General features: G+C 57.1%; 22 protein-coding genes and 3 tRNA genes. 22 read left to right on the forward strand and 3 right to left on the reverse strand.

Annotated elements, in window-relative coordinates:
• The first annotated feature begins 45 nt into the window (after positions 1-45).
• The 10 genes from cmk to LPW13_RS05630 all read left to right on the forward strand — a co-directional run bounded on the left by cmk (position 46) and on the right by LPW13_RS05630 (position 9875).
• The gene (cmk, locus tag LPW13_RS05585; protein ID WP_230438447.1) at positions 46-732 is read left to right on the forward strand and encodes a (d)CMP kinase; all 687 of its coding nucleotides are present in this window, start codon (positions 46-48) and stop codon (positions 730-732) included.
• Between the two features lie 207 nt (positions 733-939).
• On the forward strand, positions 940-2619 hold the full coding sequence (gene rpsA, locus LPW13_RS05590; protein WP_230438448.1) for a 30S ribosomal protein S1: 1680 nt from the start codon (positions 940-942) through the stop codon (positions 2617-2619).
• Between the two features lie 140 nt (positions 2620-2759).
• Positions 2760-3068 (forward strand): integration host factor subunit beta, encoded by a 309-nt coding sequence (gene ihfB, locus LPW13_RS05595; protein WP_230438449.1) that lies wholly within the window; start codon positions 2760-2762, stop codon positions 3066-3068.
• Between the two features lie 74 nt (positions 3069-3142).
• A complete protein-coding gene (locus LPW13_RS05600) occupies positions 3143-3451 on the forward strand; it encodes a lipopolysaccharide assembly protein LapA domain-containing protein (protein ID WP_230438450.1) in 309 nt (102 codons plus the stop codon).
• A gap of 1 nt (position 3452) precedes the next feature.
• Positions 3453-4643 carry a lipopolysaccharide assembly protein LapB gene (gene lapB, locus LPW13_RS05605; RefSeq protein WP_230438451.1) on the forward strand — a complete coding sequence of 397 codons (1191 nt, stop codon included), beginning with the start codon at positions 3453-3455 and terminating at the stop codon, positions 4641-4643.
• A 32-nt stretch (positions 4644-4675) separates the two neighbouring features.
• Positions 4676-5389: an orotidine-5'-phosphate decarboxylase gene (gene pyrF / locus LPW13_RS05610; RefSeq protein ID WP_230438452.1), complete on the forward strand. Its 714-nt coding sequence runs from the start codon at positions 4676-4678 to the stop codon at positions 5387-5389.
• 129 nt (positions 5390-5518) lie between these two features.
• Positions 5519-5833 carry a ComEA family DNA-binding protein gene (locus LPW13_RS05615; RefSeq protein WP_230438453.1) on the forward strand — a complete coding sequence of 105 codons (315 nt, stop codon included), beginning with the start codon at positions 5519-5521 and terminating at the stop codon, positions 5831-5833.
• Between the two features lie 69 nt (positions 5834-5902).
• Positions 5903-6862: an NAD-dependent epimerase/dehydratase family protein gene (locus LPW13_RS05620; RefSeq protein WP_230438454.1), complete on the forward strand. Its 960-nt coding sequence runs from the start codon at positions 5903-5905 to the stop codon at positions 6860-6862.
• On the forward strand, positions 6862-7752 hold the full coding sequence (locus LPW13_RS05625) for an MraY family glycosyltransferase (protein ID WP_230438455.1): 891 nt from the start codon (positions 6862-6864) through the stop codon (positions 7750-7752). Before LPW13_RS05620 ends, LPW13_RS05625 begins: the two co-directional genes overlap by 1 nt.
• A gap of 173 nt (positions 7753-7925) precedes the next feature.
• The gene (locus LPW13_RS05630) at positions 7926-9875 is read left to right on the forward strand and encodes a polysaccharide biosynthesis protein (RefSeq protein WP_230438456.1); all 1950 of its coding nucleotides are present in this window, start codon (positions 7926-7928) and stop codon (positions 9873-9875) included.
• 174 nt (positions 9876-10049) lie between these two features.
• Here LPW13_RS05630 and LPW13_RS05635 read toward each other — a convergent pair.
• Together LPW13_RS05635 and LPW13_RS05640 are read right to left on the reverse strand one after the other, a co-directional pair.
• Positions 10050-10125, reverse strand: a tRNA-Asn gene (locus LPW13_RS05635).
• Positions 10126-10211: 86 nt separating this feature from the next.
• A tRNA-Asn gene (locus LPW13_RS05640) sits at positions 10212-10287 on the reverse strand.
• A gap of 236 nt (positions 10288-10523) precedes the next feature.
• Here LPW13_RS05640 and uvrB point away from each other — a divergent pair.
• From uvrB to LPW13_RS05670, 6 genes are all read left to right on the forward strand, one after another.
• Positions 10524-12533, forward strand: a complete 2010-nt coding sequence (gene uvrB, locus LPW13_RS05645; RefSeq protein ID WP_230438457.1) for an excinuclease ABC subunit UvrB — start codon at positions 10524-10526, stop codon at positions 12531-12533.
• A 154-nt stretch (positions 12534-12687) separates the two neighbouring features.
• The gene (locus tag LPW13_RS05650; RefSeq protein ID WP_230438458.1) at positions 12688-13404 is read left to right on the forward strand and encodes an ABC transporter ATP-binding protein; all 717 of its coding nucleotides are present in this window, start codon (positions 12688-12690) and stop codon (positions 13402-13404) included.
• Positions 13392-14369, forward strand: a complete 978-nt coding sequence (locus LPW13_RS05655) for an HlyD family secretion protein (protein ID WP_230438459.1) — start codon at positions 13392-13394, stop codon at positions 14367-14369. The genes LPW13_RS05650 and LPW13_RS05655 overlap by 13 nt, the downstream gene beginning before the upstream one ends.
• On the forward strand, positions 14366-15430 hold the full coding sequence (locus LPW13_RS05660; protein ID WP_230438460.1) for an HlyD family secretion protein: 1065 nt from the start codon (positions 14366-14368) through the stop codon (positions 15428-15430). The genes LPW13_RS05655 and LPW13_RS05660 overlap by 4 nt, the downstream gene beginning before the upstream one ends.
• Positions 15427-16641 (forward strand): efflux RND transporter periplasmic adaptor subunit, encoded by a 1215-nt coding sequence (locus LPW13_RS05665; protein ID WP_230438461.1) that lies wholly within the window; start codon positions 15427-15429, stop codon positions 16639-16641. The genes LPW13_RS05660 and LPW13_RS05665 overlap by 4 nt, the downstream gene beginning before the upstream one ends.
• Positions 16638-17984 carry an ABC transporter permease gene (locus LPW13_RS05670; protein WP_230438462.1) on the forward strand — a complete coding sequence of 449 codons (1347 nt, stop codon included), beginning with the start codon at positions 16638-16640 and terminating at the stop codon, positions 17982-17984. Before LPW13_RS05665 ends, LPW13_RS05670 begins: the two co-directional genes overlap by 4 nt.
• A gap of 46 nt (positions 17985-18030) precedes the next feature.
• Here the strand turns inward: LPW13_RS05670 and LPW13_RS05675 are convergent, their stop codons facing one another.
• Positions 18031-19035: a DMT family transporter gene (locus LPW13_RS05675; protein ID WP_230438463.1), complete on the reverse strand. Its 1005-nt coding sequence runs from the start codon at positions 19033-19035 to the stop codon at positions 18031-18033.
• Between the two features lie 181 nt (positions 19036-19216).
• Here LPW13_RS05675 and LPW13_RS05680 point away from each other — a divergent pair.
• The 6 genes from LPW13_RS05680 (at position 19217) to pheS (ending at position 23960) form a co-directional block, all read left to right on the forward strand.
• A tRNA-Val gene (locus tag LPW13_RS05680) sits at positions 19217-19293 on the forward strand.
• Between the two features lie 138 nt (positions 19294-19431).
• On the forward strand, positions 19432-21378 hold the full coding sequence (gene thrS / locus LPW13_RS05685) for a threonine--tRNA ligase (RefSeq protein WP_230438464.1): 1947 nt from the start codon (positions 19432-19434) through the stop codon (positions 21376-21378).
• A 112-nt stretch (positions 21379-21490) separates the two neighbouring features.
• Positions 21491-22018 (forward strand): translation initiation factor IF-3, encoded by a 528-nt coding sequence (gene infC / locus LPW13_RS05690; RefSeq protein ID WP_230438465.1) that lies wholly within the window; start codon positions 21491-21493, stop codon positions 22016-22018.
• Positions 22019-22163: 145 nt separating this feature from the next.
• Positions 22164-22358 (forward strand): 50S ribosomal protein L35, encoded by a 195-nt coding sequence (gene rpmI, locus LPW13_RS05695; RefSeq protein ID WP_078086020.1) that lies wholly within the window; start codon positions 22164-22166, stop codon positions 22356-22358.
• A 36-nt stretch (positions 22359-22394) separates the two neighbouring features.
• Positions 22395-22754 (forward strand): 50S ribosomal protein L20, encoded by a 360-nt coding sequence (gene rplT, locus LPW13_RS05700; RefSeq protein ID WP_010131381.1) that lies wholly within the window; start codon positions 22395-22397, stop codon positions 22752-22754.
• A 192-nt stretch (positions 22755-22946) separates the two neighbouring features.
• A complete protein-coding gene (pheS, locus tag LPW13_RS05705; RefSeq protein WP_230438466.1) occupies positions 22947-23960 on the forward strand; it encodes a phenylalanine--tRNA ligase subunit alpha in 1014 nt (337 codons plus the stop codon).
• The last annotated feature ends 38 nt before the right edge of the window (positions 23961-23998 follow it).

Genomic DNA, 23998 nt, shown 5'->3' on the forward strand with positions numbered 1-23998 from the left:
TGCCATTGGCAGTTTAAATGACGGATTGAGAAGCACCTATTACACATGACTGAACATTCCATTCAGGCCCCAGTGATCACCATTGATGGGCCCAGTGGTTCCGGGAAGGGGACAATCGCCAAGCTGGTGGCAGACCGGCTCGGGTACGCGTTGCTGGATTCCGGCGCCCTGTACCGATTGACTGCGCTGGCTGCGTTGAATGCCGATGTCGATCTCAATGATCAGGCGAAGCTGGCGGAAGTGGCGGCCAATCTCGATATCCGTTTCGATATCGCCAATGGCGAGGTGAGCGCGGTGATGGATGGCAAAGATGTCAGTCGTGATATCCGCATGGAGCGTGTCAGTATGGCAGCCTCCAAGGTGGCTGCGGTTCCCGCAGTGCGTGAGGCATTGTTGCAACGCCAGCGCGACTTTCGGGCTGCCCCGGGACTGGTTGCCGACGGGCGTGATATGGGTACTACGGTATTCCCTGACGCGCCAGTCAAGATCTTCCTTACCGCCAGCGCCGAAGAGCGCGCCCGGCGGCGCTATGAGCAGTTGCGGGGCAGGGGGGTTTCTGTTAGCCTCCGCGACCTGCTGGAGGACATCCGCGCCCGGGACGACCGGGATATGAACCGCGCAACCTCCCCGCTGGCACCGGCTGAAGATGCGGTGGTGCTGGATAGTACGGACATCGATATAGATGCTGTACTACAGAAGGTGCTCGACCTGGTACATGCGCGTACCCAGTGAGCCATACTGGAAAACCAGTTTCCGACAGCTCGCTTTTATCAGCTGGGATGTCACTACAGATTTTTAACGACAGCGGCCGGGGTCAGCCAGAATTGCCCGGCCGCCGTTGTAATTCGACCCGCGTGCTGGCAGCGCGGTGGGGCTCCGACTGGCGGTTGACTGATTCAACAGTTGCCATCGGTTGAGCCCAACTATATAGGTAATGTAATGAGCGAGAGCTTTGCTGATCTATTTGAAGAGAGCCTGAAGAGCGTCGAAATGGCACCGGGCGCCATCGTCACCGGTGTTGTCATCGACGTAGATAAAGACTGGGTAACCGTGCACGCGGGCCTGAAGTCTGAAGGCGTTATCCCTGCAGACCAATTCAAGAATGAAAATGGTGAAGTGGAACTGCAGGTGGGCGACGAAGTACAGGTTGCCCTGGAAGCGGTAGAAGATGGTTTCGGTGAAACCCGTCTGTCCCGTGAAAAAGCCAAGCGCGCTGAAGCCTGGAAAATCCTCGACGCTGCGCATGCAGCTGACGAAGTGGTTAAGGGTGTTATCAGCGGCAAGGTTAAAGGTGGCTTCACTGTTGACGTTGCCAATATCCGTGCATTCCTGCCGGGTTCCCTGGTAGACGTACGTCCGGTTCGCGACACCGCGCACCTGGAAGGCAAAGAGCTCGACTTTAAAGTGATCAAGCTGGACGCCAAGCGTAACAACGTTGTGGTATCCCGTCGTGCCGTTATGGAAGCTGCGAACAGCGAAGAGCGCGAAGCGCTGCTGGCCAGCCTGCAGGAAGGCATGACCATCAAAGGTATCGTGAAGAACCTGACCGACTACGGTGCTTTCGTAGATCTGGGTGGTATCGACGGCCTGCTGCACATCACCGATATGGCCTGGAAGCGCATCAAGCATCCGAGCGAAATCGTGAATGTTGGCGACGAGATCGACGTAAAAGTCCTCAAGTTCGACCGCGAACGCAGCCGTGTATCCCTGGGCCTCAAGCAGCTGGGCGAAGATCCCTGGGTCTCCATCAAGCAGCGTTACCCGGAAAACAGCCGCGTAAAAGCGACTGTTACCAACCTGACCGACTACGGCTGCTTCGCCGAGCTGGAAGAAGGTGTGGAAGGTCTGGTGCACGTTTCCGAAATGGATTGGACCAACAAGAACATCCACCCGTCCAAAGTTGTCAATGTTGGCGACGAGATCGAGGTGATGATTCTGGATATCGACGAAGAGCGTCGTCGTATCTCCCTGGGTATCAAGCAGTGTCAGGAAAATCCGTGGGATGCCTTCGCGCGTAAATTCGCTAAAGGCGACAAGATCTCCGGTAAGATCAAGTCCATCACTGACTTCGGTATCTTCATCGGTCTGGACGGCAGCATCGACGGTCTGGTTCACCTGTCCGACATCTCCTGGAACGAAGCTGGCGAAGACGCCGTACGCAAGTTCAAGAAAGGTGACGAGCTGGAAACCGTTATCCTGGGTATCGACTCCGATCGCGAGCGTATTTCCCTGGGTATCAAGCAGCTGGAATCCGATCCGTTCTCTGACTACGTAACCACCAACGATCGCGGCAGCATCGTTATGGGTACCATCAAAGAAGTGGATGCCAAGCAGGCCATCATCACTCTGGCGGATGAAGTAGAGGGTGTACTGCGCGCTTCCGAAATCAGCCGCGACAAGGTGGAAGATGCTCGCAATGCCCTGAAAGAAGGCGAAGAGATCGAGACCAAGATCACCAGCGTGGATCGCAAGAACCGCGTGATCAGCCTCTCCATCAAAGCCAAGGATCAGGACGACGAGAAGCAAGCCGTCAAGGATCACAGCAAGAAGCAGGCTGAGCAGGTTCAGCCGGCGACTATCGGTGACCTGATCAAGGCGCAAATGAATAACAAAGATTAATAGATCTTTGCTATTCTCGGTCTCGGCTCAATGAGCCGGGGCTATCCGAAAGCCGGACTGGGGTTGCCCAGTCCGGCTTTCTATTAGATGATTGCCGCTATTCCAGAATAATCAATGACTTAGAAAGGATTGCGGAGTGCATGACAAAGTCTGAACTGATCGAAAAGATTGCTCTGAGGTTGGATCAGCTGCCGGTAAAGGATGTGGAACTGGCGGTAAAAGTCATGCTGGACACCATGTCGGGTGTCTTGGCAGAAGGAGAGCGGATTGAGATCCGCGGTTTTGGCAGTTTCTCACTGCATTACCGCGCGCCGCGCACTGGGCGGAACCCCAAAACCGGGGATTCTGTGGAGCTTTCAGGTAAGTACGTTCCACACTTCAAACCCGGTAAGGAGCTCAGGGACAGGGTCAACCAGCAGATGCAGCGGGAAACGCCGGAAAACGCGTAATTGCCCGTTGGCTGATGGTGGGCTAACACTTTAACGGATATAACCATCTATTTACTCCTCGGCCGGAGGTTCTCTTGTCATTCTTGCGCTGGTTGTCGCGTCTCTTGTTTGGCGTTCTCGCATTGCTTTGCATTGCCGTCGGTGTCTATTTCGCAGTGGATAACCCTGAAAGCATCTCACCACGCTTTGCGGGCTATACGCTTTTTCCTGGCAGCGTAGGGTTCTGGTTGATCGGTTTTCTATTGATTGGAGCGTTGTTGGGGTTTTTAGCCAGTCTTTTGCCGTACTATACCGAGCGCCGTCGCGTCCGCGGATTGGAGCGTCAGCTCCTGAGAACCGAGCGCGAGTTGCAGACAGTAAGGCGTCAAGTGTCTGGAGACTGACTTGAGCGACCTGACATTTTTTATCTTTGTTTTTGCCGCCATTGCCATTGGATGGTACCTGGGTAGAAAGAGCGGCAAAAAGAAAGGCGCCAAGAGCAATCAGCATCAGGCGTTGGCTCAGTCTTACGCCCAGGGGCTGAATTATCTCCTCAGTGAGCGACATGACGACGCCATCGACAAATTTATCGATGCGCTGGAAGTCAGTAGTGCCACATTCGACACGCATCTCGCTCTCGGTAACCTGCTGCGCAAGCGCGGTGAGCACGACCAGGCGATCAAGGTGCACCAGAACCTGCTGGCCCGCCCCAGTCTCAGCCGGGGCAGTCAACAGAAGGCCCAGCTGGAGTTGGCGCGGGATTACATTGCTGCCGGTTGGCTGGATAGGGCGGAGCGATTGCTACAGGAGCTGGTGGAGACCGCCAGTGATCTGCGCAATGTCAGCCTGGAGCATCTGGTTGAGGTATACCGCGATGAGCGGGAATGGGCCAAGGCCATTCACGCGGTCAACCTGCTTCACGGGCGGAGGTTCAAGCGATTGCCGGCGGAATGGGCGCCGATCCAGGCGCACTTCTGCTGTGAACTCGCCGAAGAGGCGATTGCCGGGAAAGACTATCTCAGTGCCCGCAAACACCTGGATGCAGCGCTCAATTACGACCGCCATTCGGTACGTGCGAACCTGCTGTTGGGGCGTTTGGAGCATCTGTTGGGGCGCCCGGCAGAGGCCATTCGTGTGTTGGAGCGGGTACCCAGGCAAAACCCGGATTACATCCCGGAAATTCTCGAATTGCTGATCACCTGCTACGAGGAGGTGGGTGATGAAAAGGGACTGGAAAGCTACCTGGAATCCCTGCAGCGGGAGCATCCCTCCAACAGTGTCCTGATCGCACTGACGGAGCGTATTTATCAGCAGCAGAGTGAGTCCGCGGCGGCTGCCTTTATGGGCAAGCAGCTGGCTATGCGGCCGTCACTGCGCGGATTGGGGCATTTTCTCAACCTGCATATGGATTCCACCCAGGGCCGGGCGCGGGAAAATCTGTTCCTGCTGAAAAACCTGATCGATCAATTGATTGCCAGCCGGCCCCACTACCGTTGTAACAACTGTGGTTTTTCCGGCAACCAGTTGCATTGGTTGTGCCCAAGCTGTAAGCGCTGGGACAGCGTGCGCTCGGTCCGAGGGATCGAGGGTGAGTAATTTTTAAACAATTTTAAACGTCAGAGGTTGTATTGAGCAGTCAAGTTGCTTCCCCAGTGATCGTTGCACTGGATTACGATACCCCCGAGGCCGCGCTGGCCATGGCAGAGCGTCTTGACCCCGCCAAGTGTCGGGTCAAGGTGGGCAAAGAGCTGTTTACCATTGCCGGTCCGGATCTGGTGCGTGCACTGGTGAAGAGTGGATTTGATGTTTTCCTGGACCTGAAATTTCACGATATTCCCAATACGGTGGCAGCGGCAGTGAAGGCGGCCGCGCAGCTCGGTGTATGGATGGTGAATGTGCATGCGAGCGGTGGTGAGCGCATGATGCGCGCCGCGGCCGAGGCGCTGGCGCCGCTGGGCAGTGATAAGCCTCTGCTGATCGGTGTCACCGTATTGACCAGCACCGCTGAAGAGGAACTGCCGGCCATCGGTGTCAGCAGGCCTCTGGCAGAGCAGGTGAAAGCGCTGGCGGAGCTGGCAAAGGCCAGCGGACTCGACGGTGTCGTCTGTTCCGCGATGGAGGCTCAGGCGCTGAAAGCGGCATGTGGTGAAGACTTCGCGCTGGTGACCCCGGGCATTCGGCCTGCAGGATCGGCGTCGGACGACCAGCGTCGGATCGTGACCCCTTCGGAAGCCCTGAAAAATGGATCTGATTATCTGGTGATCGGTCGGCCGATCACTGGTGCCAGCGATCCTCTGGCAGCATTGGACGCAATCGTGAGTGAAATTGGTACGAATGTCTGAAATATTTCTGTAATAAGATGTAATCGGGGAGTGTGTCAGCCGCGCCGTTTTTAATGGTAGAGTTCTGTGGTCTTGGGGATTTACGTGGTCCCAAGGGATTGAAGACCAACCTGCAAAAGGAATTTTCACATGAAAGTGATTAAGACGACTCTGGTTGCCGTATTGGCAACCCTGCTGCTGGGGACAGCCACGGTATACGCCGCTGACGAAACTACTGCCGAGAGCAGTGCGCAGGCGAGCGTTGAAATACAATCTGTCAATGTGAATACCGCTACGGCGGCGCAGCTCGCAGAGGCGCTGGATGGCGTCGGCGAGGCCCGGGCAGAACTGATCATCCAGTACCGGGAAGAGAAGGGTGGCTTTTCCAGTGTGGAGGAGCTGCTGGAAATCAAGGGGATAGGAATGGCGACCCTGGAGAAAAACCGGGAGCGCATTCAGCTTTGATTGCATTGAAAGACAGCGCCATTCGGCGCTGTCTTTCTTCATGGGTAACAATAATGTGGTTAGTGGTCCATGCGGTGGGTGATAATCGGGAGTTCAGGGTATATCGGCGGCGCGCTCTGCAGGCATTTGCAAATCCTGGGAGAACCGGTCATATCGGTGTCGCGTCGTGAAATAGGGCCGCGGGGCTGTACGCATATAAAGATTAATCAGTTCACTGCCGAGGCCATCGGGGCGCTGTTCAGGCCCGGAGATCGAGTGGTCTACGCCGCGGGTGTTGCATCCGCTGCCGAATGCGCGAAGCACCCTGAAAAGGCGTCCTGGTTGAATTGTGATCTGCCGGTGGCGCTGTTGCGTCGTGCAGATGACACCAGAGTGGCATCATTTTTGTATTTCTCCAGCGTCAAGGCGCGCAACATTGCCTCTGGCGTTCTCGCGGATGAGACGTCCGGGGAGCCCGCTACCGACGCCTACGGTGCAAGCAAGTGGCAGGCTGAATCTGCTCTGTTTGCAGAGAACATTAGCTGTCGCTTGAATGTCATCAGACCGGCGGCAGTATTTGGTGGTATCGCGGGGGATCGCGAGCAAGTGGCTGCAGGGGGATCGTCATCCGGCCAGGCTGGTCAGGCTGGTCAGGCTGGTAGAGAAGCTGGGACCAGAAAAACCCATAAACTCAAGCGTGCGCTGAGCGCATACAGCAGGGTGCTGCGATTTGTTCCCAGTACCGGCTACCGGAGTGTCGTGAGCCTGCAGGATCTGCTGCAAGCGGTGGTTTTGATTGAGCGGCATCAGTGCGATCGAGAGCGGTTTATCGCTGCTGAACCTCGTTATTACGATATGGCAGGCATGATAGAAGCAGTGGCGGGGCGCCGCCCGCGAATAAGCCGGAGTTTCTCCCGGCTGTTGAGTATTGGCCTTGGGAGTCGGTATCGACGCCTGCAGCAGAGTGAAATGTACAGCGCGCGCCGTTTGAGGCGGTTGCTCAATTGGAACCCCACGCAGTTTTACGCGGATTTTTTAAGAGGTAATTGATGGCGATTGATCATCAGGGCTGGCTGTTGGCTATGTTGGTGGCTGCTGCGGGTACCTTCGGTGCGATTCAGTTGCTGTTGTCGCGGTTGCGTCAATTGGCTCTGGATGTACCCAATCACCGCTCTATGCATACGGCACCGGTACCGCGCACCGGGGGCTGGGCCATCTGGGCGGGGGTGGCTTCAGCCCTGGCGCTGAGTCCGGTCGCCCTGCGTTGGGACGTTGCGCTGCCATTTGCGCTGCTGCTGACCGTGTCGCTGATGGATGATTTGAAACCGCTTTCGGCCAGGGTGCGGTTTCTGGTGCAGTCACTTTCTGTGTGGCTGGTTTTGACAGCGCTGGTACCGGAGCTGGTTGTATGGTGGCTGGCGCCGTTGGTGGTGGTCGGGATCTGGGTGGTGAACCTGTATAACTTTATGGACGGCATGGACGGGTTTGCCGGCAGCATGACCGCAATCGGTTTTGCTACGCTGTGCGGGATCAGTTTCTGGAAGGGAAATGGAGAGCTCGCCGGGATTTGCGCCGTAATTGCAGTCAGTACGTTGGTTTTTCTGTATTTCAACTTGCCGGGGGCAAAGATTTTTCTCGGTGATGCGGGCTCCACGGTCATTGGCTTGGCGGTGTTTGCTGTCGCGGTGTCCGGGTGGTCCGACGAAGTCTTCAGTCCACTGATCCCGCTTTTGGTGTTTGCGCCTTTCTGGGTAGATGCCACCTGGACACTGCTAAAGCGTATACGGAAGGGGGAGCGCTGGTGGGAAGCGCACCGGCAGCACTATTACCAGCGTACGGCGCTGAAAATCGGGGTGGGGAAGACGCTGCGGCGTGAAGTGATCGTGATGGCCGGCCTGTCGGTGACGGCTGTCGCACTGGTGGTATCGGGGCTGCAGTAACCGGCGCTGAAAAATCGATAAATTGGGGATGCGGTTCACGAAACCGACTAATGAGCGCCCGCCTGGGAACCTTTCCGGGAGGTGCGGCGTTTTTGTAAGTGGTATTGGGAGCATCCGGAAGACGTTCCGGTGCAAGTGCCGGAGATGTTGGCAATGGAAAACTCGGGGGAAGGGTGAAGCGCTTATATACGCTCGCACAAAAAAACTACAAGCCAGTACTGATGCTGTCGTACGACCTGTTGATGTTGACGGTAGCATTCCTGTTGGCGATGACTGTCCGCTTTAACGGGGCCGGCCTGATCACTGAAAAGAACATGGCGCTGTGCGTGGGGATAACCCTGATGTCCAGCAGCCTGATTTTTCTGCGCTTGGGGCTGTATCGCACCGTGATCCGCTACATGGGGCAGCAGGCAATCGTCGCCGTCTTGCAAGGGGTGACTGCCTCTGCGGTAGTCCTGGCGGTAGCTTCCTATCTAACCTATGCCGGGGTTCCCCGGTCCGTTCCGGTCATTTACTGGTGTTTTGCTCTGGTCTTTGTGGGGGGGTCCCGTTGGCTGGTGCGCCTTTACTACCAGATGGCGCTGGAGATTCATAAAACCCGGGTCGCGATTTACGGTGCCGGTACTGCCGGTTTGCAGCTCTATAAAGGGTTGATCCACGGCGAGATGTACAAAACGGTAGCGTTTTTTGATGACAATGCCTCAAAGCAGAACACCCTGATCGATGGGGTGCTGGTGTACAGCCCGGCAAAAATTCTTGATGTCATTGCCGATCGGGATATTTCCGAGATTTTGCTGGCCATGCCGGGCGTCCCGAAGCGGCGTCGTCGTGAAATCACCCGGAGCCTGAGAGAGCGCGGCGTTGTGGTAAAAGTGATTCCCGGTATGGAGGAGCTTGTCGACAGCGCAGGCCGGGTTTCCGATGTGGCGCAAATCTACGAGAACATTCTTGGTCGTGCGCCCGTTGAACCGCAGAAAGACCTGATCGCGGGCTCCATCGCCGGCAAAGTGGTGCTGGTAACGGGAGCGGGTGGCTCGATAGGCTCTGAACTCTGTCGGCAGATCGTCCAGTGGGGGCCAGTTCAGTTGATCTTGCTGGAGGCATCCGAATTCTCCCTCTACCAGCTCGAGCGGGAACTGCGCCAGCAGCAACAGGATGAGGGATCAGCGGTGCACGTGATCCCATTGCTGGGTGATGTACGCAATCGCGCGCGAATGGCGGAAATCATTCAGGCCTTTTCCGTGCAGACCATCTATCACGCCGCGGCTTACAAGCATGTTCCACTGGTAGAGCAGAACGTTGTGGTGGGCGCCGACAACAATGTGTTGGGAACCCTCTCGGTACTCGAGGCTGCCGAAGCGCATGGTGTCGAACAGTTTGTACTGGTTTCTACCGATAAGGCAGTGCGCCCCACCAATGTGATGGGGGCCACCAAGCGCCTGGCGGAACTCGTATGTCAGGATTTCGGACGCCGCTTTGGCCGTACTCGGGTATGCATGGTCCGCTTCGGTAATGTGCTGGGCTCGTCAGGCTCCGTGATCCCGCTGTTTACCGATCAGATTAATGCCGGCGGACCGGTGACCGTCACGCACCCCAAGGTCACTCGATTCTTCATGACGATTCCGGAGGCTGCGCAGCTGGTGTTGCAGGCCGGGAATATGGGGCGCCACGGTGAGGTGTTCGTACTGGATATGGGGGAGCCGGTGCGCATTTACGATATCGCGCGGCGCCTGATCCAGATTATGGGGCACACGGTGCGCGAAGAGTCCAACCCTGATGGTGATATAGAGATTCAGATTACCGGTCTGCGCCCCGGGGAAAAGCTTTACGAAGAGCTGCTGCTCGGGGATAAGGTTGCCGGAACCGAGCACCCCATGATCATGCGTGCGGAAGAGGAGCGCCTCACCAGCGAACGGTTGCAATTGATCCTGGGGGATCTGAGAGAGGCCTGTGCCCAGAATGATTGCGAGAAGGTACATCGACTGCTGACAGAAGCAGTGAAAGACTACTCGCCCAAGCAGAGCCTGGTGGATTCAGTGTGGCAGTGTACCGAAGGGATGGAGCGGAAAGCTGCAGTAGCCGTGGTAAAGCGGTTGCCGGTGGGGGAGAGTGGTCGCAGCTGACAGGTAGCCTGTCGGCTAGCTAACCATAAGCGCTCAGTGTCTGCAGCATCTGGGCGCTTTTTATTGGTGGGGCGATTGTTGGAAAAGGGGAGGTGGCAGAAGCCGGGGAGTATTCCCATTTCTGCGGCACAACGAAAAAAGGCTTAACCCGTAAGAGTTAAGCCTTTTCGAATTTGGCTCCGCCTGCTGGGCTCGAACCAGCGACCCAATGATTAACAGTCATTTGCTCTACCAACTGAGCTAAGGCGGAATTTTTTGGAGCGGCACTATAAGCGGTGCGGCGCTAAATCTAAATAAAAACCCCGTAATCTTTACGATCTACGGGGTTTTCAAATTTGGCTCCGCCTGCTGGGCTCGAACCAGCGACCCAATGATTAACAGTCATTTGCTCTACCAACTGAGCTAAGGCGGAACTGTGATCTGAACCGAATTGCAGATGCCGTCCCGGTCAGATGGCGCGTATCTTATAGAGCCCCTCTGGGCAGGTCAACCCTTTTGTTCAAAATTAACTTGTTGATTTTGCAGTGTTTATTTTCTCGCCGCCGCGGTCAGGTGAGGGGCTTTATTTGTCGCATTGCCACCAGTGCGCCTACAATTTCCCATTCCCCGGTATCGGGGGTGACGACAGTTTAATTTGGTAAGCAGTGTATGGAATCTCGCCCGTTCAAGGTGGAAAGCAAGTATGCGCCCGCAGGTGACCAGCCAGCCGCCATTGAGGCGCTGGTGGAAGGCGTGGGGGATGGTCTCGCCCATCAGACGCTATTGGGTGTGACCGGGTCCGGTAAAACGTTCACCATGGCCAATGTCATCGAGCGCGTGCAGCGCCCTGCCATTGTCATGGCGCACAACAAAACCCTGGCGGCGCAGTTGTACGGTGAGCTGAAAGAGTTCTTCCCCAAAAATGCGGTGGAGTATTTCGTCTCCTACTACGACTACTACCAGCCGGAAGCCTATGTGCCGTCTTCGGATACCTTTATCGAGAAGGACGCATCGGTCAACGAGCACATTGAGCAGATGCGCCTCTCCGCCACCAAGGCGCTGATTGAGCGTAAAGACGTTATCGTCGTTGCCACGGTTTCCGCGATCTACGGTCTGGGGGATCCGGACAAGTACCTGAAGATGGTGTTGCACCTGGATCGCGGTGATCTGGTGGATCAGCGGACTATTCTGCGTCGCCTCGCCGAGCTGCAGTACACCCGCAACGATGCGGATTTCCGGCGTGCCACCTATCGGGTGCGCGGCGACATCATCGATATCTATCCGGCGGACTCCGATATGGAGGCGGTACGCCTGTCGCTGTTTGATGAAGAGATCGAAGAAATCACCCTGTTCGATCCGCTGACGGGAGAAGTGCTGCAAAAAGTGCCCCGGATCACCATCTTTCCCAAGTCGCACTATGTCACACCGCGGGAAACGATTGTGGATGCCATCGACCGGATCAAAGAGGAGCTGAAAGAGCGCCTCAAGCAGATGCGGGACAACAATAAGTTGCTGGAAGCGCAACGGCTGGAGCAGCGCACCCGCTATGACCTTGAGATGATGCAGGAGTTGGGATACTGCAACGGCGTAGAGAATTACTCCCGCTATCTCTCCGGGCGCGATCCTGGTCAGCCGCCGCCGACCCTGTTTGATTACCTGCCCCACGATGCGCTGCTGTTTATTGATGAAAGCCACGTAACCGTGCCGCAGATCGGCGGGATGTACCGCGGTGACCGGTCGCGTAAGGAAACCCTGGTGGAATACGGCTTTCGTCTGCCGTCGGCGCTGGATAATCGTCCGCTCAAGTTTGAAGAGTGGGAGCAGCTATCCCCGCAGACCATTTTTGTGTCCGCCACACCGGGGAAATATGAAGCGGAACACGCCGGTGCCGTGGTGGAGCAGGTGGTGCGGCCTACAGGTCTGGTAGACCCGAAAGTGGAAGTGCGCCCCGCGGCCACTCAGGTGGACGATGCGTTGTCTGAAATCCGCCGCTGCGTGGAGGCGGAGCAGCGCGTGCTGATTACCGTACTCACCAAACGCATGGCGGAAGACCTCACCGAGTACCTGCAGGACAACAATGTACGGGTGCGTTACCTGCACTCGGATATCGATACCGTGGAGCGGGTCGAGATTATTCGCGACCTGCGTATCGGCGAGTTCGATGTGCTGGTGGGGATCAACCTGTTGCGGGAAGGTCTGGATATGCCCGAGGTCGCCCTGGTGGCGATTTTCGATGCGGACAAGGAGGGCTTCCTGCGTTCGGATCGCTCACTGATCCAGACCATCGGTCGCGCCGCGCGGAATCTGGAGGGCCGGGCGATTCTCTATGCGGACAAGGTAACCGACTCCATGCGCCGGGCACTGGATGAAACCGAGCGGCGCCGAGAGAAACAGCTCAGTCACAACGCCGAGCACGGTATCACTCCGATAGGGATCAGTAAGAGCGTCGCTGACATCATGGAGGGCGCCATTGCCCCCGGCGTGCCAGCCCGTGGCAAGCGCAAGGTGGCGGAGAAGGGCGGCACCTACAATGCCGGGCAGAAACCGCTGTCAGACAAAGAGCGCTGGGCGCGTATCGAAGAGCTGGAGCAGGAGATGTACGAAAGCGCCAAGAACCTCGAATTCGAAACGGCCGCCAAGCTGCGCGACGAAATCTCCCGGCTCAAAGCGCTGCAGTAGTTGCCGGCAGGTGCGTACGGCGACGATTCGGGCGGCGTCTTCGCGTGTTGCGCCCTGTGGAGGGATTGGGTAGTCTGCGGTAATAATTTGAATATCGTATTACGAGTGTGGTGTAACGAACTAGAAGCACTCAACGATCTCAATGGATTGACGCGTGATAAAAATAACAGGGCTGCGCAGGGAGTATGGCGACGGGGATGCCAGAGTTACGGCGCTTCGCGATGTCTCACTGCACATCGAGCAAAACGAATTTGTCGCAGTCATGGGCTCTTCCGGGTCCGGCAAGTCGACATTGATGAATATCCTCGGTTGTCTGGATCAACAGACGGCCGGTCACTACTGGCTCGATGGCCGCGAAGTCTCGAGCTTTGATGACGAATCCCTCTCTGCTATCCGCAATCGCCATATCGGCTTTATTTTCCAGACCTTTCACCTGCTGCCGCGACTGACTGCGCGGCAGAACGTGATGTTGCCCCTGCGTTTTGCCGACACCGGGGCCGCCGAGACGGAAGGGCTGCTGGAGGATCCCGGTGAGCGCGCCGTGGAAATGCTCACCCGGGTCGGCCTTGGACACCGTATTGATCATCGCCCATTCGAAATGTCCGGTGGGCAACGCCAGCGGGTGGCGATTGCGCGCGCGTTGATCAATCGCCCAAAGGTTATCTTTGCTGACGAGCCCACCGGCAACCTGGATAGCAAAACCTCCGAAGAAATTCTTGAATTGCTCTGCGCCCTGCACGGTGAGGGACAGACGATTGTCATGGTGACCCACGAGCCGGAGGTGGCCAGTCGTGCCCAGCGTATTATCCGGATGAGCGATGGCACTGTTATAGAGGATTCAAAAACGGAGGCTACGCAATGCGTTGTATAGCCCTGCGGTTTCCGTTGATGGCGTGCTTGCTGCTGAGTCTTGTGCCTTCGGTGGTATGGGCGGAGCAAGCACCACTGTTGCTGAGTGGTCAGGTGCGGGCAGAGAAAAGCCAGTCTTTCATCTCGCCGATGACCGATAACTGGCGCGTAGAGGTGCAATGGCTGATGCCAGAGGGTCAGGTGGCGCAGCCCGGTGACATTGTCGCCGTGTTTGACGGTGCGGCCATCCAGGGGGAAATCGATTCGGAAGAGGTTGTTCTGGATACCGCGCGGGAAAAGCTTGACAAAGATGACAGCAAATTCGCGCAGGATGAGCTGGAGAAAACCTATGCTCTGGAGCGTGCGCAGTTACTGCTGAAAAAGGCCGCTATTGATGCCGCGGTCCCCAAAAAGTACCTGAGCGCCTACGAGTATGAATCCTACCAGGTGGCCAAAAAAGAGGCCGAGTCCGCGGTGCGTAAAGCAGAGAAAGATTTGGCCCAGGCGGAATTGACTCGACAGGTGGCGGCAAAAAAACAACGGGTAAAGATCGCCGGTGCCGAGACCAGGCTCGAATACAAGCGCGGACAGCTGGCGTCTATGTCCCTGCATGCAGAGCGTTCCGGGCCGGTGCTATATGGCAAGCACCCTTGGACTGGTGAGCGGGTGTTTGTGGGAATGACGGCGCAGCCGGGGTGGACGATTGCAGAGATCCCCTCCATGAGCGACCTCTACGTAGAGGCCTGGTTGCATGAAATTGACGTTGACCGGGTGCGCAGTGGTCAGGCAGCCGAGCTCATTTTTGATGCCTATCTCCAGCGCCGCTTCCCGGCGCAGCTCGCCGAAATCGCAGTCCAGCCGCAAAAGCGACAGGAGCTGGGCCCCGGGCTGTATTACCGGTTGATGTTTGAATTTAGCGAAACACCGGAGCTGGAATTGTTGCCGGGCATGAGCGCGCGGATTGAGTTCCCGGAGGCCGTTCAATGAAGTGGCAAGTATGCATTCTGGCGTTTCTGGTTACCGCCTGCGGTGACAACAGTGCGGGTGACAGCAGTGCGGGCGGGAGCACTTCGGGAAAGGTTGATGGCGCACCCGTGGCAGCGGTGCGGAGCTCGCCGTTATCGGTTTCGGGGGAGTTGGAGTCCGCGCGCGCGGTAATGGTGGCGCCGCCGGCAATTCATCGCATGTGGCAGTACAACATCAAGCACATGGTGCCGGAAAACAGCTTCGTGGAAGAAGGGATGGTGGTCGTCGAGTTTGGCGATAAGCCCGTACGGGAGCGCTTGATCGAAAAGCAATCTGAGCTGAAGCATTGGCGGAGTGAGCTTAACAATACCTTGCTGAAGGAAAAGCAGATCGCAAAGGACGATATTCTGGCGATTGAAGAAAAGCGGGCGGAATTCGAGAAGGCCCAACGCCGCGCCAGTATTCTCGATCATTCCATGTCCAGAAATGAGCGGGAAAAAGCCGCAATTGATTTTGAAATTGCCAGTAACGATCTGGCCCTGGTGCGGAAGCTGGCAGAAATGCATAAGCGTACCGGTGCGCTGCGCATTTCCATGGCCCGACGCAAGGTGACGCGGTTCGAGGGAGAGGTGGCGGCGCTGGAAGCGGAGCTGGAAAAGCTGAAGGTAAAGGCGTCCATCGGTGGTCTGGTGCAGTACGTCGCAAACTGGAAAGGCGAGAAACCTTCCGAGGGCGAATCGGTGCGTTTTGGTCAGCCGGTGATACAGATCTCCGACCTCAGCCAGATGCGGGTGCGCGCACAGGCAGACGAGGTGGACAAGGCTTTTCTCCGCGTAGGCGCGGATATGGAAGTGGTTATTGATGGTGCCGAAGCGATCACCCTGCGGGGCCAGATTCAGGAGCAGGGGCGTGTGGTACGTGATCGCGCCCGAGGGGATCGTCGCCGGGTGGTGGATCTGTTGGTGGGCCTGGAAGACGATGGCAGTCGTACGTTGAAACCGGGTATGACAGCGGCCCTTTCACTGATTGCCTCCACCAGCCAAGGGGCGCAGCAAGTGTCGTCGACCGGGGAGGCACCATGAGAATACGCGCGATCGTTTGGTTGGGGGTCTCCCTTTTTCTATCCGCTTGTGCGGAAAAACAGTCGGACCCGCTGCTGTACCAAATCCAGTACAGCGAGCGCCAGGCGCTGGTGCCGGCACGGGGTGAACTGGAGGCGGCATCCGCGACCTCGATTCAGGCGCCGTCTTCCGGGCCACCGAAGTTTATCTCGTGGCTTGCACCGGAGTATTCCCTGGTCAAAAAAGGGGATGTAATTGCACGCTTTGACGGCAAATCGATGCGGCGCCAAAAGAGCAGGGCCGTAGGGGAGCTGTCTTTGGCAGAGGAGGACCTGCGGGAAAAGCGTGGCCTTCTGGATACGGAACAAATGGGTATTTTGACGGATATCGATCAGGTATCGGTGGAGAAACGATTTGCCGAGCGGTTTTCAGTGGATGACGAACGCCTCAAGTCGCGCCTGGAAATTCTCGAAGAACAGCTGGATACCCGTTATCTGCAGTCGAAGCTCAGCTACCTGGATTGGAAAAATGCGCGCTTTTCCGCGGGTGCCGAAGGAGAGCTGGCGGTCCTTTCCGTACAGCAACAGAAGCACAGTGCGCAGATTGCGCGATTGTCACAGGGGTTGTCAGAGCTGGAAGTTGTTGCCCCGCACGATGGGCTGTTGACCTATTCCGCCAATTGGCGCGGGGAAAAGCCTCAGGTGGGTGGTCAGATCTGGCCGGGACACAAGGTGGCGGATCTGCCGGACACCAGTGTGATGCAGGCAAAGTTGCAGGTTGCGGAGCGAGAAGCGGTAGGCCTTACTGAGGGGCAGGGAATCACGCTGTGGTTTGAAACGGATCCGGCGCAGCGTTTTGCCGGTCAAGTGGAAAGCATTAGCGCGGCGCCGTCTACCATCGAACGCGGCAATCCGCAGAAGTATTACCAGGTGGTCGCGGTATTCGATAAGCAGTTCCCGCAGCAGTTCAAGCTCGGCCGTGGTGTGCGCGCACAGATCCGGGTGGCGGATGCCGGGCGACGTCTCGAAGTGCCAGCGCAGTGCCTGTTTCGGGACAGCACGGGTGTGTTTGTCTATCTATACCGCGGCGGTCAGTTCCTGCGGCGCAACGTTACCCCCGGGCGTGCCACGCCCACCCATGTGGAGATTGTCGACGGCCTGGCCCCCGGCGATCGAATTGCCCTGTATGAAGTCAGCCCGGGTAGTGTCTTGTCGCAGGAGGTCGGAACATGAGTGCACAAGACGCAGGTGTTGAACCGACAGATGCTGCACAAGATGGTGCGGTCAGTTCGGCCTGGTATTTGCGGCTGTCGTCATTGCTTCGGCCGTCCCAGGGTCGCCGGGCACTGTTGGCGAGCTTTCGTGAAGCGTTGGGGGAGTTGGCTCAGCACAAGTTGCGCACGCTGCTGACGCTATTGGGGATGATCTTTGGTGTCGGTGCAGTGATCGCGATGCTCAATATCGGTAAGGGGGCTGAGCGCGAGGCCCTGCGCATGATCGAAACCATGGGGCTCAACAATCTGATCGTGCAGGGCGTCGAGCTGGAGCAGGAGGAGCTCTTCGAGCAGCGCAAGCATTCTACCGGCCTCAGTTTCCGCGATGGTGAAGCGGTGCTTGCTACTCTGGGTTTTGTGGAGGCTTTTGCTGCGCAGAAATCCATTGAGACTTACAGTCTGTTTAGCGCGTACGGCAAGAGTGAGGCTGCTGCCACCGGTGTCAGCCCCGGTTATTTTCGTATGTCCCCGTTTCAGCTGTCCGCCGGACGTCTGATCGACGATGCAGATGAGCAGTACTTTGCCCAGGTGGCGGTATTGGGCGAGTCGGTGGCGCAGCAGTTGTTTCCCGCGCGGTCCGCAGTGGGAGAGCAGATCAAGATCAACCAGCTGTGGTTCACCGTGGTCGGCGTGCTGGATTCTCCGTTTGTAGCCGGGTCCGAGTTTGAAGGTGTGCGGCTGGGGGCAGAGCAGGGTCAGGTGTTTATCCCGCTATCCGCCGCCATGCAACGGTTTCCCAGTGAGGCGCTGGCAGCGGAAGTGAGTGAGCTGAAGTTTCAGTTGGTAGATGGTACGGATGCCGGCGAGGCGGCGCGGGCCATTACCCATCTGCTCAATCGTCGCCACAGCAATGTCAAAGATTTCACCATGGTGGTGCCCGCTGCCCTGATGGCGCAGAAGATGGAAACCCAGGCCATTTTCAATATCGTCATGTCCTGTGTTGCCGGCATTTCCCTGCTGGTTGGCGGGATCGGAATCATGAATATCATGCTGGCGACCGTGCTGGAGCGTACTAGCGAGATCGGCCTGTTGCGGGCTGTCGGTGCTACCCGGCGGGATATTCGTAATCAGTATCTGGTGGAGAGCTTTACCATTGCCATTCTCGGCGGTCTGTTGGGTATTCTGTTCGGTGTGCTGTTGTCCGAGGTGATTGCCCTCTATGCGGGGTGGGCTGTTTCCTGGTCCGTGAGCGGAATCCTGTTGTCGTTCACAGTGTGTGCTGCCATCGGCCTGCTGTTCGGGGTTTACCCCGCGATCAAGGCTTCCCGCCTCAATCCTATCGACGCATTGCAGAGCGACTGAAGTGCTGGCCGGTAATCTCCTGCGGGAGTTGCCGGTCAGCGCTTGCTCAACCCGCTTGCTGGGCCTTCTCGGTCGGGCGTTTTGTCTCCTGGCTGGCCACGCGTTTCATCAGCAGCAGGCTGCCGATAATGATGGCCATTCCCCCGAGGTGATAGGCGGTGAATGGTTCCCCCAATACCAGCGCCGCGGCAATCAGGGTGATCACCGGGCCGGACGAGCCGATGGCGCCGGTGCTGGCGGAGCCAATTTGCGCAATGGCCGCGCTCATCATCAGTGACGGAACCACGGTGCACACAAAGGCTACCGTCAGTGCATACCCGTAAACCTGCCAGGGCTGACTGATCCTGCTCCAGTCTGCCTGCAGGGCAAAGTGCAGGGCGATGGCCGCGCTCGCTACCAGCATCGCCAGCGCGGTGAACTGGCGGCTGCCCAGTTGCCGAATCACGCCCTCGCTGAATGCGACATAAAACGAGAAGCTCAGCGCACTGCCGAAGGTCAGCAGTGCGCCCCAGCTGGTGCCATCGAGCTGGACCCAGGATGGGGGCAGGGCACTGGTGCTGAAGTTCTGATCCTGCCAGTAAATCAGCAGAATGCCGGCATAGGCGCCAAAGATGCATAGCAACTGTGGCAGGGAAATCGGTTTGCGCAGAAAGCACCATCCCAGAAAAAGCACCAGCGTCGGGTACAGGTAAATGATCAGGCGTTCAAAGTTGGCGCTGATATAGCGCAGCCCCTGCAGGTCGAGAAAGCTCGCCAGGTAGTAGCTGCAAAGTCCCAGCACGACCGTCAGTAGCAGATTGCGGCGGCTTATCGGACGCCACGCACGCTGCCGCTTCAGCAGCATCAGGATTGCAAGGTAGAACGGTAAGGCAAGGGCCATGCGTAGCAGGATGAAGGTTTCCACGTCGACGCCGTGGCGATAGGCCAACTTGATAAAGATGGCTTTCACCGAGAATAGGGCGGCCGCAGCTAGTGCCAACAGATAACCATTGTTCGCAATGGTGTTGGCGGTAGTGGAGGCGATGGGGGAAGAGGGGGATGACTGCTGCATGCGTCCTGCTGCGTCCTGTTCCAGGCTCGATCTAGATGGAGATAAGGCACGATACAGCAACAACCTCCAGTGGCGGAAAAATTTTCTTATTTTGCTTGTTGAAAAGCAAAAAAGCTGGTGCTAAAGTTCGCGTCCTCTGCAGCCGGGCGTGTTTTTGAGTATTCCCGGTTTGCCAGTCTTCAGACCCGTAGCTCAGTTGGTTAGAGCGCTGCCTTGACATGGCAGAGGTCAGCAGTTCAAATCTGCTCGGGTCTACCAATTTCCCGCGTGTTACTTCTGTTAAAGCAAATGCTGCTAGGCTGTTGTGACCCGCTCCGGGCGTCTCGCCCGCTATCTACACCATGATCAATCACGCGGTCTTTCGTAGGGATCGCCACTGATAGAAAAGGAAGTGCAATGCCTGTTGTCACCCTCCCTGACGGTTCCCGTCGCGAGTTCTCCAATCCTGTTTCCGTATTCGACGTTGCCAATGATATTGGTCCCGGTCTGGCGAAAGCTGCCCTGGCTGGTGTGGTCGACGGCAAGGAAGTGGATACCAGTTTTGTCATCGATCACGATACCGATCTCGCGATCGTGACCGATCGCCAGCCGGAAGGGCTGGAAATTATCCGTCACTCCACTGCGCACCTGTTGGCCCAGGCGGTCAAGCAGCTCTACCCCGGTGCTCAGGTCACCATCGGCCCGGTGATCGAAGACGGCTTTTATTACGACTTTGCCTACGAGCGTCAGTTTACCCCGGAAGATCTCGAGAAGATCGAGAAGCGGATGGAAGAGCTGGCCAAGCAAGATATCCCGGTCAGTCGCCGCCTGCTGCCGCGGGACGAAGCGGTCAAATACTTCCGCGAAATGGGCGAGGAATACAAGGCAGAGATTATTGCCAGTATTCCCACCAACGAAGATATCTCCCTGTATCGCCAGGGTGACTTCGAAGACCTGTGCCGCGGCCCGCACGTGCCCAGCACCGGCAAGCTGAAAGCCTTCAAGCTGACCAAAGTGGCCGGCGCCTACTGGCGCGGCGATGCCAAAAACGAAATGCTGACCCGCGTTTACGGCACTGCCTGGTCCAACAAGAAAGAACTCAAAGCGTATCTGCGCCGCATTGAAGAGGCGGAGAAGCGCGACCACCGCAAGCTGGCGAAGAAGTTCGACCTGTTCCATATCCAGGAAGAGGCGCCGGGCATGGTGTTCTGGCACCCCAATGGCTGGACCATCTACAGTACCGTTGAGCAGTATATGCGTCAGCGTCAGCGCGCTTGCGGCTATAGTGAAATCAAGACCCCGCAATTGGTGGACTTCTCCCTGTGGGAGAAATCCGGCCACGCGGACAAGTTCGGCGATGACATGTTCTCGCTGACCAGCGAAGACCGCCAGTTCGCCATCAAGCCCATGAACTGCCCCTGCCACGTGCAGGTGTTCAACCAGGGCCTGCGCAGCTACCGCGATCTGCCCCTGCGCCTGGCGGAATTTGGTTCCTGTCACCGCAGCGAGCCGTCCGGCTCCCTGCATGGCCTGATGCGCGTACGTGGCTTTGTGCAGGACGATGGTCATATCTTCTGTACCGAAGACCAGATTCAGTCGGAAGTGTCCGACTTTATGGACCTGCTGCACGCGGTCTACAAGGACTTCGGCTTTGAAGAGGTGATTTACCGCCTCTCCACCCGTCCCGAGCAGCGCGTCGGCTCCGACGAAAGCTGGGATAAGGCAGAAAAAGCCCTGGCGGATGCCCTGAATGCGGCGGAACTGCCCTGGGAAGAACTGCCGGGTGAGGGCGCCTTCTACGGACCGAAGATCGAATTCTCCCTGAAGGACTGTCTCGGCCGGGTATGGCAGTGCGGTACTATTCAGGTGGATTTCTCCATGCCGGGTCGTCTCGACGCCCAGTATGTGGCGGAAGACGGCTCCCGTCAGACCCCGGTGATGCTGCACCGGGCGACTCTCGGGTCGTTCGAGCGCTTTATCGGTATCCTGATCGAGCATTACGAAGGGGCATTCCCCACCTGGTTGGCGCCGCAGCAGGTTTCAATCATGAATATCACCGATCGACAGTCGGAATACTGTCGAAATCTTGAGTCTCAGCTCACTGATGGCGGCTTCCGTGCCGCTGCCGACTTGAGAAACGAGAAGATCGGTTTTAAAATCCGCGAGCACACGCTACAGCGTGTTCCTTATCTGCTGGTAATCGGCGATAAGGAAGTTGAAAACCAGACGGTCGCCGTGCGGACACGAAGCGGTGAGGACCTCGGAACAATGACTTTCGAGTCATTCCTTGAACTCCTCCGGCAGGATGTGGATCGCCGCGGCCGTTCGTCTATTGAGGGTGCTGTTGAGAGTGCCGAGGCCTGATCAGGTCGACGTATTCCTGAATGTGCCGAGGCAGCAACAGAAACTGCCAAGGCATCAGGCGCCCCACAGACATTTTTTTGAATAACCGGAGAAGAGTGTTATTAAACGAGATATGAAAGGAAAGTCCAAAAAGGCTCGCATTAACGATCAGATCGAGGCGAAAGAAGTACGGCTGATCGGCGCGGATGGTGAACAGGTCGGCATTGTGTCTCTGGATGAGGCACTGGACAAGGCACAGAGTGCAAGCCTGGATCTCGTTGAAATCGCCCCGGACTCCGATCCCATCGTCTGTAAGATCATGGACTATGGTAAGCACGTTTTTGAGGCCAAAAAGGCCAAAAACGCTGCCAAGAAGAAACAGAAGCAGCAACAGATCAAGGAAATGAAGTTCCGTCCCGGTACCGATATCGGCGACTACCAGATCAAGTTGCGCAACCTGACCAAGTTCCTGGAACAGGGCGACAAAGCCAAGGTTTCCCTGCGTTTCCGCGGCCGTGAAATGGCACACCAGGAGCTGGGCATGGAAATGATGCAGCGCATCGAGAAAGATCTCGAGGAGCTGGGCACTGTGGAGCAGCGGCCGAAAATGGAAGGCCGCCAGATGATCATGGTCATCGCTCCCAGTAAAAAGAAAAAGTAAGGCCTGGGGTTCAACCCCGAGTCTTCTTTTAGGGATGTGATCGGGCGACGGCTGCCTTCTCACTCCCAAGAAAGCCACCCGGTTGGGTGGTCAACATCAATACGGGCTCCTGTTTTCAGGTCCGCCTTAATATTTGGAGTACAAAATGCCGAAAGCAAAAGTACACAGCGGCGCTGCCAAGCGCTTCAAGAAGACGGCTGCGGGCTACAAGCACAAGCACGCTAACAAGAGCCACATCCTCACCAAGATGACCACCAAGCGTAAGCGTCAGCTGCGCGGCACTCAGACCATGAACAAGTCTGACGCCACCCTGGTCGATCGCATGCTGCGCGCCAAGTAATTGGCTCCACTCGCAAAGGTTTAAGAGGATATAGTTATGGCCCGTGTTAAACGTGGTGTAGTGGCGCGTCGTAGTCACAAGAAGATTCTGAAGCAGGCTAAAGGTTATTACGGTGCGCGTTCGCGCGTATTCCGCGTAGCCAAGCAGGCAGTCATCAAAGCTGGTCAGTACGCTTACCGCGACCGTCGCGTTAAGAAGCGTAACTTCCGCGCACTGTGGATCACGCGTATCAACGCGCAATCCCGCGCTGAAGGTCTGTCCTACAGCCGACTGATCGCCGGCCTGAAGAAAGCAGACATCGCTCTGGATCGCCGTGTTCTGGCTGATCTGGCGGTATACGATAAAGCCGCTTTTGCTGCCGTAGTTGAAAAAGCCAAGGCAGCCCTGGCCGCTTAATTGCGTCTGCATAATAAATCCATCCGTCCGGGTGGATTTATGCTTTAAAAATAGGGAAGGGCTGTAATGGCTCTTCCCTATTTTTTTACCGGTTGTTCTGCCGGTTTTGGCCAAGCGTATCGCAACAGCGTATAAAAACCGCACAGGCGGACGTAAAACACGCAACTCATCGATCAAAACGAGAAGCTTTCAATGCAAGATTTGCAGTCCCTCACCGATCAGGCGCTGGAACTGGTTGGCCAGGCGGATGGCCTGGCAGCACTGGATCAGGTGCGGGTAGATTACCTGGGCAAAAAGGGCCACCTCACCGCGTTACTGAAAGGTCTCGGCAAACTGTCTGCCGAAGAACGCCCCGCGGCTGGTGCCAAAATCAATGAAGCCAAGCAGCAGGTGCAGGCGGCCATCAATACCCGCCGCGAAGCGATGGAAAAGGCCGCGATTGAAGAAAAGCTCGCGAAAGAAACCATCGATGTCACGCTGCCTGGCCGCGGAGAAGAGCAGGGCAATGCGCACCCGATCACCCGCACCCTGCGCCGTATTGAAGAGATTTTCCAGCGCCTCGGATTTTCCGTGGAGCAAGGGCCGGAAGTTGAAGGCGACTACTACAACTTTGAAGCCCTGAATATTCCCGCGCACCACCCGGCGCGCGCCATGCACGATACGTTCTATATCGATCCGACTACCGTGCTGCGCACCCATACCTCCTCGGTGCAGATCCGCACCATGGAGAAAAAGAATCCGCCGCTGCGCATCATCTGCCCCGGCCGCGTATACCGCTGCGATTCCGACGTTACCCACTCGCCCATGTTCCACCAGGTGGAAGGGCTGGTAGTGGATGAAGGGGTGAGCTTTGCGCACCTCAAGGGCTGTATTGATCAGTTCCTGAAAGCCTTCTTTGAGGCGGACGTGCCCGTGCGCTTCCGTCCGTCCTACTTCCCGTTCACCGAGCCCTCTGCAGAAGCGGACATTCAATGTACTGCCTGTGGCGGCGACGGCTGCCGTGTATGTTCCGGTACCGGCTGGCTGGAAATTCTCGGTTGCGGCATGGTGCATCCGAACGTGTTTGCCTCCTGTGATATCGACAGCGAGAAGTACTCCGGTTTTGCCTTCGGCCTCGGGGTAGAGCGTATGGCCATGCTGCGCTACGGCGTCAACGACCTGCGCCTGTTCTTCGACAACGACCTGCGCTTCCTCAAGCAGTTCTGACCCCCGGGAACGCGGAGCTCCCGCTCCGCAAACGGGCC

The organism is Microbulbifer celer (assembly GCF_020991125.1).
Lineage (GTDB): Bacteria > Pseudomonadota > Gammaproteobacteria > Pseudomonadales > Cellvibrionaceae > Microbulbifer > Microbulbifer celer.